The following is a 15,099-nucleotide window of genomic DNA, read 5'->3' as shown; positions in this document are numbered from 1 at the left end:
CATCCAGCCCTAATGCTTAACCACCTCCTATCAGAAAAGCGGCATAACGATAACCTCGTTCCCATGCGGCTCTAGACTTCTTCATGATCGAGTATTTTGTCCTCAATCCGAAAGCGGGTAATGTTCGCAATTTCTTGCAGAGCTTGTTGTATTTCCCGATCAGGCTCACAATGGACTCTACTCCTCATTGCTTCCAGAATGATCTCTTTGGATTTCCCTTTGACAGCTATGATGAAGGGAAATCCGAATTTGTTCACATAAGCCTCATTGCAAGCACGGAATTCGGAATACTCTTCAGGGGACAAGCTGGTCAACCCTGCTCCCTGCTGCTCTTTCACCGAAAACTCAGTCATCTGCAGCCGGCTAGCCAGGTCGGGATGCTGCCTGAACAGCGCTATTTTCTCATCATTAGAAATCTGCTCGACGACAGCGATCATGCTTTGGTGCAATTTCGCTTTATTTACGAATGGCTGAGCCGCCCATGCTCGTTCTGCAACCCAGGGGGAATATTCAAAGATCGATCCAAGCGCTTCAACAAATTCATTCTGACCCATTTGGTTTAATTCATGGAGGGTATAGGTGTTCATGAAATGTCTCCTCTATCTGTTAAAATCCATGTGCGATGCCAGCATGTGCGGCGTAAGTGCGATCTTCTTGCAACTCCGTTTTTTCCTCGACATTGAACTGCTCCAGGTTGCGCATAAACTTCAGCATTCTTGGCGAAGGATTGCCGAACAAATCGTCTGGCGTTCCATCACCCGTGATCATGCCGTCCTCCATAAACAATAAGCGGGTCGATACATTGCGCGCAAAATTCATCTCATGCGTAACGACGACCATGGTCATCCCTTCTCTCGCCAGCTTCACCATAATTTCAAGGACCTCATGTACCAATTCAGGGTCGAGCGCTGAAGTGGGTTCGTCGAATAAGATGATTTTGGGCTCCATGGCCAACGCCCTGGCAATCGCCACCCGTTGTTGCTGACCGCCAGACAAGCTGGTCGGATATTCGTTGATTTTATCCTCCAAGCCGACTTTCTGAAGCAATTGCCTAGCTTTTGCTTCCGCCTGCTCACGAGGCACCTTATTTACGATACACGGACCTTCAATGATATTTTGCAGTATCGTCTTATTTGGCCACAGATTAAATTGCTGGAACACCATTCCGACCTGCTTTCGCAGCCAAGTGAGCTTCATCTTCGAGAAAAAGGTTAATTTCCCCTGTGAATTATTCTTGTAATGCACAAGCCTGTCATTAGCGTAAATTTGACCTTCCGTTGGAACCTCAAGCATGTTGATGCACCGCAGCAACGTGCTTTTGCCAGCGCCGCTTGGGCCAATGATGGAGACAACCTCTCCTTCCTTGATGTGGAGATCAATATTACGCAGTACGGACTTCTCCTTAAACTTTTTGTTCAAGTTATGAATCCGGATCATCGTTTCAGCCTCCTTAGTTCATTCTCAATTTCTTCTCGATGAATGCTTGAAACAGCATAATACAGCTCGTCATGGTCAGGTAGAGGACTCCGGCAACCCCTAATGTTTCCGCAACACTAAAGGTTGAATTGTATGCCCGTTGGGCGCCAAGCATCAAGTCAGGCACTGTGATGATCGATACTTGAGCCGATTCCTTCAGAATAATGACACTGTTATTAATATAGGGAGGGATAATTAACCGAACGGCTTGAGGAATCGTAATCCGGATCATTCTTTGCAAGGGATTCATTCCAACCGAATCCGCAGCCTCCAATTGTCCTTTATCTACAGACATTAAGCCTGCCCGGATAATTTCCGATTTGAAGGCTGCCGAAGCAATTGAACATGCGCAGAGCGCTGCTGCAAAAGCGGATAATTCCAATCCGAACGGCGTTGCGTAATAGAACCAAAACAGAACAAGCATAATGGGCACACCACGGAAAACCCAAACGTAGGTGAAAGTTACGCCTCTTAACAATCGAGAACTCGATAATCTCATAAGAGCAATGAAGTAGCCCAGTACAGTTGCACAAAATATAACTGAGAGCGATATTTTCAGGGTCGTAATTGCACCGCTCAAATAAATCGGCCAATAATTGGAGATGATGTCCCAGTTCATATTCCTCACACTCTTTTCAATAAAGGTCGCTCACTTGCTAATCCATTTATCCAGCAATTGCTGCAGGGATCCGTCCTGCTTCATCTCTTGAATGACTGAGTCTACAACAGCCTTCAGCTCAGGTTCATTCTTGCGGATGCCTACGCCGATATCCAACTCGTTATAGTGCTGTCCGACAACCTTCAGCTTCTCGCCGCCCGTGTCATGTTTGATAAAATCGTATGCTGCAATGCTTCCCGCTACATAGACGTCGATCCGGCCTAACTTCAAGTCGGCGATTGCTTCGCCATGGCCCGGGTATTGTTTCATTTCCTTGTAGCCGCCAATACCCTCTGCAGTTGATTGTGCACCCGAACCGCCAATTACACCGATGATTAGCCCGTCGAGCTCCGTTACATCCTTCACTGTGGTATTGCTTTCTTTCACCACTGCCACCGTCCCTAGAGAGGTATATTCTTCAGAGAAATCGATGACTTCCAGACGATCCGGATTCATCGTCGTACTGAACATCACCAAGTCTGATTTATCCGCAAGCATTGCAGGGATGAGTCCGGCTAAATTGCCCACTGACCATTCAAGCTCTACTCCGAGTTTTTCTGCAATCTTCTGCCCAATTTCAATGTCAACGCCTACAAGCTCTCCCTTCTCATCCATGAAGGTCATCGGTCTGAACGTACCGGATGTGCCAATATTCAATTTGCCGCGTTTTTTTATCTCGTCTACAGTGCCGCCCTGCGTGCTGGCTTCTGTGCTTTCCTTAGCGCTCTGCGAGGCAGTCGATGCTTCAGGCGTACTTGTCGCTTCCTTTGACCCACATGCGGACACCAACAATAACAACATCGCAAGTATTACAACAGATCCCATTTTCTTCATTGTTCTTCTCTCCTCATTGTGTTAAGTTTGATATCATTAATATGTCATTGACTATATAATAAGTATCAACTTCCGGTTTGTCATCGGTTATAATGACCAAAAAAAGGCAGGTTTCATAGTCGGAGTGTACAATCGGATCTGCTGTTCGCATCTTCCGTGTCATATTATATAACGTGGGTGATATCAATGACATTAGACGATTTGCTCCAAATTCCGGTTTTTCATGAAGCGAAAATGGTTGCGGGCCACAAGGGCTCCTCAAATACCGTGACCTCAGTGAATATGATGGATGCGCCAGATATTATCGATTTTCTAAAGCCGGAAGAACTTCTCTTAACGACTGCTTTTGCCGTGAAAGACCAGCCGGAAGCTCTGGAGACCCTCGTTAGCCTTATGGCTGGCAATGGATGCGCAGGACTGGGTATTAAAACAAAAAGATTTCTTTCCGAGATCCCTATTAATGTATTGAAGTTAGCCGATCGGTTAAGCTTCCCGATTATTGAACTGCCTCTTGACCAGGCACTCGGAGAGATGTTGGGCCAATCCCTAAGCTTTGTCCTCGAGAAGAAAACAGAGGAGCTGCGGTTTGCTTTAGAGATGCATCAGTCCTTTTCTCGGATGGCGATGAATGGCAAGGGGCTTACAGAGATTATCGATTCGCTTGCAACCTTATTGGAATGCCCAGTCCTTCTGCTGGATCGAAAACCGGAACCGCTTTCCTATTCCGTACATTTTGGGCACCCGCCCTATCAGATGATAATACCGACTATTCTTCGTTTTTATCTGGAGCATCCGGACCTGGATCCGGTCGTCAGACAGTTCTGTCTGCTAGACCCTACGCCAATGAGGCCAATTGAGATCATCGCTTACCCCATCAACACGGACCGCCATCAAGGAAGTCTGCTCGTATTGAATCCTTTGTTGAAAAGTATCCCGCTCCCGAGGCTCGTCGTCGAGCAAGTTGCTAACATCATCGGATTTGAAATGATGAAGAGGCAAGCTGTCAAGGAGAGGTCTCGTCGGTACAAGAATGAGTTTTTCTCCGATTTGATCGAAGGCCGCGTCGCATCGGATCAAGAAATTATCAATAGGGGGAAAAATTACGGACTTCTAAATTCATCCCCCTATATCTGCGTTGTGGCCAAAGAAGATCAGACTACGGACCATTTTCCTTATCGTATAGAGCACCGTTCTGCAGAAGACATCTATGCTAAGCGAGATTATTTGTATGCTCAATTAAAGTACGAATTTACCAAGTTAGGTCTTCCCTTTGTAATGTTCACGAAGAATGATCTCATTGTGCTGCTCTTTTCTTCACAACGAACAGAATCGAGCGAGGAAGCGTTGCTCAAACGGATCTCCACTGCGCAAGAGCAGCTTTACCAGCGTTTATCCATTCCGGTTTCTTTTGGAGTCGGTACGCCCGTCGAGCAATTAATAGATATTCCATTGACTTATTCTCAGGCATTCGATGCCTTACAGTCCGGTTTTCTGGCAAACATGCGGATGTTTGTTCAGTCCTATCGGGCCAAAGAAACGGTAGATTTGCTTCGCTTAATTAACAACGAAGATTTAATTGAATTTTGGCGGGACAGTTTTAAGGAGTTGTTGAAAAAAGAGGATAAAGAAAAAGAGGACCTAATGAAAACGCTGCGGGTCTATTTGGACAATCAATGTCAAATTGCCGAAACGGCCAAACAGCTCTATATCCATCGCAATACCGTCATTTACCGCTTGGATAAATGCGAGCAGCTGACGAATCGGCATCTACGCGACCCGAGCGATTCCTTGCGTTTGCGCATCGCTTTCGTCATCGATTCGTTGCTGCAATAAAATCGTTCAAGCTAAAAGCCGCGATTTTCGCGGCTTGATCATGGCATCGGTGGGGATTCATATTTTAGTATTCGAGTGCACGGCTTTGTATAAAATGGCACAATTTTGTTTTGGTTCTAAGGAGGATTCGTGTTATAATGACTATTGCTGTGGCTCCGTAGCTCAGCGGATAGAGCGACGGTTTCCTAAACCGCAGGTCGGAGGTTCAAGTCCTCTCGGGGCCGCCATTTATAAAATGTTGAAGAACCGTGCCGATGCGCGGTTCTTTTTTATGGTTTGCTCTAGTAAAAATGTTCTTCAGATAACATTTATTGGTTGACGCTTTTCGTTGGCCCGTGATATAGTCTTCGTATTCATTTAATCAAGAAAAGGGAGGTCGCCACCGATGCAAAACCAGATCAACGCTCAACAATCCAACTTCATAGCCTTGTATCGATCGGCTGATCCCGTCGTGCGTATGCATTAATTGTCCTCATGTATACCTCAACCCCGGGCGGTTACGCCTGGGGTTTTCTGTTTCCTTCTCCAGGGTTCCCGCCCTTACGGTCGCGACGGTCATGCCTGCGTTGCTTTTACTTAGAAAGGGGCCCCGCCATGCCGCCTAAACAATCGCTCTCTATGTCCTGGCTTCTCCAATATCTTCGCCCCGTTAAGTGGCGATTGACCCTCTTGTTGTTCATCCTGCTGATTTCGATCGCTTTACAACTCATCAATCCGCAGATCGTGCAGCGCTTTATCGATCAGGCGACCGGCTCTGGAACGATCTCCAGCCTGCTGGCGCTAGCGGGTCTATACCTCGGCGTCGCCGTTCTGAACCAGCTCTTCACGGTATCGCTCGACTATCTCGGGAACGACGTGGCTTGGCGCTCGACCAATCGGATTCGGGCCAGTCTGCTCAAGCACACTTTGCGGCTGGATATGAGATTCCACAATAGGAAAACGCCTGGCGAAATGATCGAACGAATCGACGGGGACGTCACTCACATGTCGAATTTCTTCGGGATGTTCATCGTGCAGATCGTAGGAAGCTTCGTGCTACTCACGGGTATTCTTGGGTATATGTTCATCTACAGCTTACCGATCGCCGCAACCATGACTGCGTTCACCTGCCTGTCCGTCGGAGTCATGTTCGCCATCCGCAACTTAGGCGTGAAGGCTTCCCAGGCGGAGCGTCAAGCAAACGCTTCCTTGTTCGGCCTAATCGAGGAAAGAATATCGGGTATCGAAGACGTCCAAGCCAACGGGGGCGTTCCGCGCTTGATGAATCGTTATCATCGGGCGATGCGATCCGTCTTCAGAAGCGGCCTCAAAGCATGGATGCTCCGCGTCACGCCGTGGAACGTCACGGTCGTCTTATTCACGATCTCGGTCACGGCAGTGCTTCTAATAAGCGTTCGACTATATTTGCACGGCCAGATTACGCTCGGCACGCTATTCCTCTTCTTCCAATACACGCAAATGCTGAACGATCCGATCGAACAACTCGGCAACCAGATGCAGGAATTCCAGAAGGCGAAATCAGGCATGCTCCGTTCCCGGGAGCTACTCTCTTTGCAAAGCGAGATTAAAGAGGGAGATGAAGATGAACTCCCTGAAGGCCCGCTCTCCGTATGTTTCGAACAAGTGAACTTCAGCTACAACGAGGATCTACGGGTGCTGCACGACATCAGCTTTGAACTCAAGCCCGGGGAGCGCCTCGGGGTTGTAGGGCGCACAGGAAGCGGCAAATCCAGCATCAGCCGTCTGCTGCTCCGACTGTACAACATTGATAATGGCGCTATTCGGGTCGGAGGCGTGGATATCCGTTCATTGCGACTGGAGGCGCTCTACCGAAGGGTGGGCATGGTTACCCAGGACGTTCAATTGTTCGACGGCACGCTCAGAGATAATTTGACGCTTTTCAATCCCGACCTGTCTGACGAAGAAGTCTTCGAGACGACCGAACGGCTCGGGCTTCGGCCTTGGATCGACGCGATGCCGCACGGTCTGGATACCCATCTATCGGCCGGAGGTGCGTCCCTTTCCGCCGGTGAAGCACAATTGTTCGCATTGACGCGGGTTTTCTTGACCAAGCCGAGTTTGGTCATTCTTGACGAACCGTCCTCGAGGCTCGATGCCGCGACGGAGGCCACCCTGCAGACGGCCGTGGATCAATTGCTGGAGCGCTGCACCGGAATTATAATTGCTCACCGTATATCTACGCTCGACAACGTCGATAAGATTATGGTCCTTCGCGAAGGACGCTTGATAGAATTCGGGATGAGGGAAGCGTTAGCGCACAACCCGTCATCGGAATACTTTCGGTTGCTGCAAACCGACCGACAGGAGGAATTAGCATGACCGTCACCCGGTTCTTGGGGCGCTTATTTCGATACAACCCCTCCCTATATATCATCAACGGATTATTATGGGGTATCTTTCATGCCTTACCCGTTGGTATAGGACTAGGCATGAAATGGTTCTTCGACCGAGCCACGGGCCAATCCCACGATTTCCTATGGCTCGCGTTTCCGCTTATTGTTGTCGGCCTTATCAGATTTACGAGAGTAGGCATGTTCTACGTTGCCTTTTACAAATGGGTAACCTACATCTACCATCTGCAAGCCGTTCTGCGCAATAATTTGCTGGAAGGAATTATGCGATGGCCCGGCCGCAACTTGCCCGCGTCCCCCGGCGAAGCCATGACCCGCTTCCGGGAAGACGTGGACGAGGTGGTCGATTACGTGGAGTCTTGGGTCGACTTCTGGGGTCGGGTGATATATGCCGTCACCTGCGTAGTGGTGATGGCCCGAATTAACTGGCTAATCACGTGCGTGGCCATTCTTCCGCTCATGGTCGTCACTCTGCTAAACAATTTGTCCGGTAACCGCGCGAGAAAATACTCCCAGTTAAACAGGGAAGCGACCGGCCGCATTACCGGCTTCATCGCCGAGACGTTCGGAGCCGCTCAAGCCGTTAAGCTGGGGCAAGCGGAAGAACATGTGCTGAACCGATTCCTGACGCTGAACGAAAACCGGCGGAAGGCGGCGCTTCGCGACAATCTGTTCAAGCAGTGGATGAAATCGCTGAACCAGCATGTGCTCAGCATCTGTACGGGCGTCATACTCTTAATGTGCGCATCTGAGATGAAGGCTGGCCGATTCACCGTCGGCGATTTCGCGCTCTTCACCTCTTACCTGACTACTTTCTCGTTCAGCATTTCCTTGTTCGGCTACATGGTTTTCCAGCATAAGCGATTACGGGTCGCTCTCAATCGGATGAGGATTCTGTTTCGTCCCGGCGAGGAAGACAGAGTCGCGGAACACAGCAAGATTTATCTGTACGGCGATCCTCCCAATGTCACTGAACCGGACGCTAACGAGGGTGACCGCCTGCGAAGCCTGGAAGTACGCGGGCTCGCGTACAAATATCCGAAGTCCGAGAATGGAATAAGAGACATCAGCTTCCGGTTGGAACGCGGCGAGTTTCTGGTCATCACGGGAAGGATCGGCTCGGGCAAATCGTCATTGGTGCGAACGCTTCTAGGACTGCTCCCGAAGACGGACGGGACGATTGAATGGAACGGACGCTTAGTGGAGGATCCCGCCAACTTTCTTAAGCCGCCAAGAACTTCCTACACGCCGCAAGTACCCCGGTTGTTCAGCGACTCGCTTCGCGAGAACATTACGCAGGGTAAGAGCACGTCGGATGACGATTTCGACCGGGTTATCCGGTTGGCCGTAATGGAACAGGATCTTCAGACGCTGGAAAACGGACTCGAGACGTTCGTCGGTCCTCGAGGCGTGATGTTGTCCGGCGGACAGGTTCAACGCGCCGCAACGGCGCGGATGTTGTTGACGCAATCCGATTTGTTCATCTTCGACGATCTGTCCAGCGCTCTCGATGTCGAGACGGAAAAAGTGCTATGGGAGCGACTATTCCAAGAACGGGATATTACCTGTATCGCGGTATCTCATCGCCGAGCGGCGCTTGCTCGCGCAGATCATATTATCGTCTTGAAGGATGGCCGGATAGAGGCTGAAGGGACTCTCTCGGAGCTGCTTGCGACCAGCGCAGAAATGCAACTGTTATGGCAAGGGGCGGAATCGTCTCCGGAGGAAGCAAATGATAAGGCCGCCGAGCAGCCTGCTTGATGGATAAAATGCGGTTAGCTCGATTAACGTTAGCCAGGAAGCGGTCCGAACGGAGGCATCCGAACCCTTACCCAACTGCGACGGGTTTAACCGCCTGGATCGCCAGGATTCGCTCAATGGCGAGCGTTCGAAATCCGCGCTTATTGAAGTCGAATACGCGAGCCTTTCCGTTACGAATCGCATAAAGATCTACGCGGCGTTGAGAGAATTTACCGCGAGTATCGACATAGATGAGATCGACTTTCCGACCGATAAAATTTTCGAAGTCTAATCCGGGAATCTTGTTCATCCTTAATCCCTCCAAAAATAAGAACATTTGTTCTTATTATAGTGGAACGAGGTATCCCTGCACAAGCGAAAATCTTAGCGATGTACGCTAAATTTAGTGCTCTCGCGAGGTTGGATTCGTGAGTGGGTTTTTTAACGGCTGCCACAACCGCTATTTACTCGAAAACACATGTTTTAAACATCTAACGGCGCTGAACGCCTCTATTCCTGCCCAAATGGCAAGTTTTCACTAAAAAACACTACAATAAGAGCGCTCATATCCGTTAGATTTTGAAAAGCCCCTTTATGGGCAAAATAGCGACGGCTGCTTCCGTTAGATGGAAGTTTGAAGACAAATAGCGCGCTGATTAGCATATGCAGCCAGACATAACCGGCTTCAGCCGTCATCTGGGATTGCGGGGGGACTGAATTCCCGAGACAAGGATGAATCCTTGGGCCGCCATTAATAAAAACTCGAATAACCGTGCATCAGCACGGTTATTTTTAACGCATACCTAATATGTGCATTTCACTCAGGTGCCCTTAAAACAGACTAAAGCCCCAAATCACGTTGTTTTCTCGAAAATCCCAAGGGATGGCTTCCATTCGCAACACTCATTCGGGACTACGATAAACGAATCGCCCGTTAACCATGGTCCAACTTACCGCCCCGTCTCTCCGCAAACAAACCAAGTCCGCTTTCATCCCCTCGGCGACCGAGCCTCGTATCGCCTCTAGCTGCAGAAGCTTGGCCGGATTAGTCGATGCCATTCGCGATGCATCCGCCATGGATACGTCATGCAACTGTACCATGCGCCGGAAGGCTTCGTCCAAGGTCAACAAGCTGCCCGCCAACGTGCCGTCATGGATTCTTGCTTCTCCGTTGCGAACCGTGACTTGGAATCCATCGATTCCGTATTCGCCGTCGCCTATACAAGCCGCTCGCATCGCATCGGTAATCAAGAGCAGCTTATCGGCTCCTTTGTTAGCCAATGCCAAATCCACAATCCCCCGATGCAAGTGAATCCCGTCTACGATAATATCCGCCGTTAAGGCAGAATGCTGCAACGTATAAGCAATGATTCCAGGCTCTCGATGATGGAGCGGACGCATCGCGTTAAATAAATGCGTAACGTGCGATACTCCGAGAGCCGTCGCTTTCTCCATATCCGCCCAAGTGGCGTCGCTATGACCGGCGGATACGACGATTCCTCGCCGCACGGCTTCCCGAATCAACTCTTCCGCCCCTTCCAATTCCGGAGCGAGCGTAATCATCTTAATAGTGCCTTCCGCTCGTTCGCACCATTGGATGAATTGAGCCTTGTCCGGCAAACAGACGAAGTCTTCGCGATGCGCCCCCCGAAGCTTAGGATTAAGGAACGGACCTTCTAAATGAATGCCGACGACTTGCGCGCCGGCTTTGCCGTTACGATCGGATTTCATATATGCCACAACCGCGTCGATCGCGCGATCCGTATTCATCGTCGATTGCGTAACCGTAGTCGCTAACCAGGCCGTCGTGCCTTTGGCCCCGTGAGTAGCCGATATTTTATCCAAAGCCTCGGGAGTGGCGTCCATTACGTCGGACCCGCCGCCTCCATGGACATGAACGTCGATAAATCCGGGAACGATAACGCCTTCGTCTTCCCGCTCCGCCTGATTCGAATCGATATCGAATTCACAGCGGACGATCTTCCCTTCCGAGATGGACGCGATACCCTTCTTCACCTGTCCATCCGGAGTCAAGAAATATCCCTTCACTTCGCTCTGCATCTCGTTCGTTCCTTTCGGTGAAGCGTACTCTTCATTGAAAGCCAAGCCAATCGTTATAGAAAGGCCAATCTTACGGCACCTAATAAGCCCGCTTTCTCTAGCAACTTAGCTGCCGCAATGGGGACATCCCGAGTCGAGGGAGATCCGAAGCGTTTGATCGCGTTGCGGATGGAAGGCATCATCCGATCCAACTGCAACGAAACCCCGCCTCCGATCAACACCACCTCCGGGTCGAATACGCTCGCCAGATTGCCAACCGCTCCGCCGATGCAATATCCGATTTGATGAACCAACTCCATCGCTTCCGCGTCTCCGGCAGCGGCTTTGTCGAACAATTCCCTACTGCTCAGCGGCGTGGACAGCATGGAAGCGCGCCGGTTAATCCCTGTGCCGGAAACCATTCTCTCCATCCACCCTTGCTCCGGATCGCCCGCATCGTTCAAATCCATCGTAAGCCAGCCCATGGAACCCGCCGTTCCGTGAACGCCCCTCAGAACTTTGCCATCCACCATGATGCCGCCGCCGATCCCGGTGCCAAGCGTAAACATAAGCACGTTCTGGCATCTTTGAGCCGCTCCCAGCCACTGTTCGCCGTAAAGCGCCAATTGTCCATCGTTCTGCAAGCGCGCAGGGATTGCCCATCTTTCATTGGCATACGTCCCCAAATCCAAACCGTTTAACTCGGGAAGATTGGGCACCCAATTTACGATTTGCTCCGATACCTTCCCCGGAAACCCGATTCCGATCCCCTGGGGAGTACCTACTCCTCGCTTAAAAGCCAAATCCGTAAATCTTCCGACTACGTCATCCAACTGGCTGAGCAAGCCGCTGCGCGTTTTTGCCGTATCGAGTTTCATCTCTTCCACGATGTCGCCCTGCTCGGTCGCGAGAGCGGCCAATATTTTCGTTCCGCCGATGTCGATCCCAATACCCGATCTGTACAGTTCCATGATTATCCCTTCATTCCCGTCATCGTAATTCCTTTGATGAAATAACGTTGCAGCAGGACGAACACGAGCAGCGAAGGTACGACGATAATCGTCGATCCGGTCATCATCATGTTCATGTTGGCTTGCGAGCTATACGCGTTCCGCAACATGTTGATTCCAAGCGGAAGAGTATTCATTCCTTCATCGCTGACGACGACTAGCGGCCACAAGAAGCTGTCCCACTGGTAGACAAACGAGAAAATGGCCAGAGCGGCAAGCGCCTGCTTCTGCAAAGGGAGAATCATTTTCCAATACACTCTCCACTCTGAAGCCCCGTCGATTCGGGCAGCCTGTATCATCTCATCCGGTATGCCGGAAGTAAATTGCCGCATTAGGAAAATACCGAAAGCCGTCACGATATTCGGCACGATTAAACCCGCGTAGGAATTAATCCACCCGAATTCTTTAATAATGAAAAATAGCGGAATGAATAGAACGAAGAACGGAATCATCATCGTAGACAGGATAAGCATGAACACGACTTCCCTGCCCTTAAACCGGTATTTCGCCAGAGCGAATCCCGCCATCGAGCTCGTAAGAAGCACCCCGATGACAATGAGCACGGTTACAATCAGGCTATTCACGTACATGTTCCCAAGCGGAATAACCGACCAAATATCTTTGTAGTTGTGCCACTGAGGGTGACCGGGAAACCATGTGATCGGTACGGTAATGATCTCCTCCGCCGATTTAATGGAGGATAGAAGCATCCAAATAAACGGAAATGCCATAAAACTGCCGAATATAGCTAAGGGAATACAGATCAGGGTTTGCTTAAGCGCCGGTTTCATGTGATTCCCTCCTATTCTTCCTGCTGCCGCATCATTTTGAATTGAACGAACGAGAATGCGATAACGAGAACGAACATAATAACGGACATCGAAGCTGCTTTACCCATGTTCAAGAAGTCGAATGCCGTCTGGTAAATGTACAGCCCAAGCACGTTGCTGGAATCCATCGGGCCGCCGTTGGTCATGACGTAAAATTGGGTAAAAGCCTGGAAAGCGTTAATCGCCACCATGACTAATACGAAAACCGATGTAGGCTTAAGCAGCGGAATCGTGATGGAGAGGAATCTTCTCCAAGCACCCGCTCCGTCGATCTTCGCCGCCTCGTAATAGTCCTCGGAAATGCCTTGCAAGCCTGCCAAATAAATAATGGCGTGGTATCCGATTCCTTGCCACAAGGACACGATGACGACCGAAATAAGCGACAGCTTCGTACTCATGATCCAGCCTTGAGGCGCCAGTCCGAATGCTTTAAGCAGTTCGTTCAGCGGACCGTACGTCGGATCGAAAATATATTGCCATACGAGCGACATCGCCACCGCCGAAGTAATGACGGGAAGGAAGAAGAGCAATCGCCAAAACCAGGCCATGACTTTGACCTCGTTCAACAAATAAGCAATTCCGAGCGCTAGCAACGGCATAAAAATCAAATTGGCCAGAACGAATAAAAACGTATTGGTCAGAGCTTTAAGAAACCGCCCGTCGCTCATCAGAATCTTGTAGTTGTCCCATCCCGAGAACGGCGCGTCTAGAGCAGGACCGAGCAAGTCCCATTGGTGAAAGCTCAAATAGATCGTTGCGATTAATGGGAAGAGAAAGAAAATGGCCAAGAAGAGCAAGGTCGGACCGAGAAACAGGAACACGGCCGTTCCGTTCGTTTCCTTGAGCTTCTTCCGGGGCTTTCTAGGTTTGTCTATCGTCAATTCCACTTTATCCCCTCCGAGCATTAAAAGATCAAGCGTACGGAATGTATGGGGTACCATCCGTACGCTTGGGTCACCTTATCTTCCCAGAATGTCGTTGATTTCCGAGACGGCGCCTTTCGCCGCATCCGCCGGGCTTGTGGCTCCGAATACGACGCCTTCGATTTTCTTTTGCAGCGCTGTCGTGATTTCGGATGCCCCTTTCACGATCGGGAAAGGTTTCGCTTTCTGCAGAAGCTCGACGTACGTCTTCATGAAATCGTCCCCTAGCTCCGCTTTGTGCGCCTCTTGATCGCTAGTCCGGCTAGGAATAATGCCTTGGGTAAGCAGCCAATCGCCTTGAATGGAGGACTGGCCTTCCGCTGCCGGGGAGTTTACCCATTGCAGGAACTTCCAAGCTTCTTCTTGGTTTTTGCTGTGGGAGCTTACGGAATAGAGCCAGGAGTAGAATACGGATACCGAATCCGTACCCGACGGACCGACAGGAATCGGAGCCGTTCCTACGTTCTGATACTTATCTCCCATAGTCGATTGAAGACTGCTCTTCCACCAGTTCGCCATGATGATCATGGCCGTTTTTTCAAGCTCGAAGTTGTTCATATAAGCGCCGGTCGTGCTTGCGTTCGCAGGGCTCATTTCCCGGTTCGTCGACTTGTCGTCGATCAGCTTCTTGTACAATTCGAAAGTTTGCAACGCTTGCGGGTTGTCTAGTTCCGTTGATTTGCCATCGGCCGCAATGAAATTGCCGCCGTTGGAATTAAGCAACGTTAGAAACGGATGAACCGTTCCCGAATCCCAGCCCGTAATGACGCCGAATCCTTGCTGCACGACTTGTCCGCCCTCGATTTTCGTTAATCGCTTCGCGTAATCGAGCAGCTCGTCCCACGTTTTCGGCGGAGCCGTAATGCCAGCTTCGGCGAACAGGCGTTTGTTGTAGTTCAACGCATAAGTCGTCAATTCCGTCGGATAGCCGTAGATCGCTCCGCCGCTGCTAACCGAATCTTGAATATTTTGTCCATAACCCGCTTGAATATCGGCAAGGAACGTACCCTCGGCAGGCGCGATGGATTTGCTGTTCGTCAACTCGGGCAGCCAAGCGCTATAGATATGGTAGATATCCGCGCCTTCTCCGGAGATGTTAGATACGGTGATCTTCTTGAGCAATTCTCCGAAAGGAACGTTTTGCAATTCGATCTTGACGTTCGGATTGACGGCTTCATAGGCTTTGACCTTGTCTAAATAAGCTTGGGAATTAGCCGCATCCCAGTGGGTAAGTATCTTAAGAGTCGTCGTTTTTCCGGGTGCAGTAGAGGATGATGAAGGTGACTGGCTACTCGTTGGCGAAGCGTTATTGTTATTCGAAGCGGATGAGCAACCCGATAAAACAACAGCGAAAGCAAGTAACGATAATAATGATTTCTTCAT

13 protein-coding genes and 1 tRNA gene are annotated in these 15,099 nt (G+C 50.1%); 4 read left to right on the top strand and 10 right to left on the bottom strand.

The genetic code is table 11. The features are described from left to right. Positions 1 to 71: 71 nt before the first annotated feature. From uraD to HH215_RS23900, 4 genes are read right to left on the bottom strand one after another with little or no spacing between them, the layout of a single operon-like run. Positions 72 to 587 carry a 2-oxo-4-hydroxy-4-carboxy-5-ureidoimidazoline decarboxylase gene (gene uraD, locus HH215_RS23915; protein ID WP_169282175.1) on the bottom strand — a complete coding sequence of 172 codons (516 nt, stop codon included), beginning with the start codon at positions 585 to 587 and terminating at the stop codon, positions 72 to 74. Positions 588 to 606: 19 nt separating this feature from the next. Continuing rightward, positions 607 to 1,437, bottom strand: coding sequence for an amino acid ABC transporter ATP-binding protein (locus HH215_RS23910; RefSeq protein WP_169282174.1), 831 nt, complete (start codon positions 1,435 to 1,437; stop codon positions 607 to 609). A 13-nt stretch (positions 1,438 to 1,450) separates the two neighbouring features. Then, on the bottom strand, positions 1,451 to 2,095 hold the full coding sequence (locus HH215_RS23905; protein WP_169282173.1) for an amino acid ABC transporter permease: 645 nt from the start codon (positions 2,093 to 2,095) through the stop codon (positions 1,451 to 1,453). A 30-nt stretch (positions 2,096 to 2,125) separates the two neighbouring features. Then, on the bottom strand, positions 2,126 to 2,968 hold the full coding sequence (locus HH215_RS23900) for an ABC transporter substrate-binding protein (protein WP_169282172.1): 843 nt from the start codon (positions 2,966 to 2,968) through the stop codon (positions 2,126 to 2,128). A 186-nt stretch (positions 2,969 to 3,154) separates the two neighbouring features. Between HH215_RS23900 and HH215_RS23895 the strand changes: the two genes are divergently transcribed. The 4 genes from HH215_RS23895 (at position 3,155) to HH215_RS23880 (ending at position 8,934) form a co-directional block, all read left to right on the top strand. After that, on the top strand, positions 3,155 to 4,801 hold the full coding sequence (locus HH215_RS23895) for a PucR family transcriptional regulator (protein ID WP_169282171.1): 1,647 nt from the start codon (positions 3,155 to 3,157) through the stop codon (positions 4,799 to 4,801). Positions 4,802 to 4,952: 151 nt separating this feature from the next. Then, a tRNA-Arg gene (locus HH215_RS23890) sits at positions 4,953 to 5,028 on the top strand. Between the two features lie 367 nt (positions 5,029 to 5,395). Beyond that, entirely contained in the window at positions 5,396 to 7,141 is a 1,746-nt protein-coding gene (locus HH215_RS23885; RefSeq protein ID WP_169282170.1) for an ABC transporter ATP-binding protein, read from the top strand. Then, complete coding sequence (locus tag HH215_RS23880; protein WP_169282169.1) at positions 7,138 to 8,934, top strand: ABC transporter ATP-binding protein; 1,797 nt, start codon at positions 7,138 to 7,140, stop codon at positions 8,932 to 8,934. Before HH215_RS23885 ends, HH215_RS23880 begins: the two co-directional genes overlap by 4 nt. Before the next feature lie 67 nt (positions 8,935 to 9,001). Here HH215_RS23880 and HH215_RS23875 read toward each other — a convergent pair whose 3' ends face one another. From HH215_RS23875 to HH215_RS23850, 6 genes are all read right to left on the bottom strand, one after another. Further along, complete coding sequence (locus HH215_RS23875) at positions 9,002 to 9,223, bottom strand: hypothetical protein (RefSeq protein WP_169282168.1); 222 nt, start codon at positions 9,221 to 9,223, stop codon at positions 9,002 to 9,004. Positions 9,224 to 9,816: 593 nt separating this feature from the next. After that, positions 9,817 to 10,974, bottom strand: coding sequence for an N-acetylglucosamine-6-phosphate deacetylase (gene nagA / locus HH215_RS23870; RefSeq protein WP_169282167.1), 1,158 nt, complete (start codon positions 10,972 to 10,974; stop codon positions 9,817 to 9,819). Positions 10,975 to 11,027: 53 nt separating this feature from the next. Beyond that, entirely contained in the window at positions 11,028 to 11,924 is an 897-nt protein-coding gene (locus tag HH215_RS23865) for an ROK family protein (protein ID WP_169282166.1), read from the bottom strand. 2 nt (positions 11,925 to 11,926) lie between these two features. After that, positions 11,927 to 12,754 (bottom strand): carbohydrate ABC transporter permease, encoded by an 828-nt coding sequence (locus HH215_RS23860; RefSeq protein WP_169282165.1) that lies wholly within the window; start codon positions 12,752 to 12,754, stop codon positions 11,927 to 11,929. A gap of 11 nt (positions 12,755 to 12,765) precedes the next feature. Beyond that, complete coding sequence (locus HH215_RS23855) at positions 12,766 to 13,680, bottom strand: carbohydrate ABC transporter permease (protein WP_169282164.1); 915 nt, start codon at positions 13,678 to 13,680, stop codon at positions 12,766 to 12,768. Positions 13,681 to 13,752: 72 nt separating this feature from the next. After that, the gene (locus HH215_RS23850; RefSeq protein WP_169282163.1) at positions 13,753 to 15,099 is read right to left on the bottom strand and encodes an extracellular solute-binding protein; all 1,347 of its coding nucleotides are present in this window, start codon (positions 15,097 to 15,099) and stop codon (positions 13,753 to 13,755) included.

The organism is Cohnella herbarum (genome assembly GCF_012849095.1).
Taxonomy (GTDB): Bacteria; Bacillota; Bacilli; order Paenibacillales; family Paenibacillaceae; genus Cohnella; species Cohnella herbarum.
This window is presented reverse-complemented; position numbering and strand designations above follow the sequence as displayed.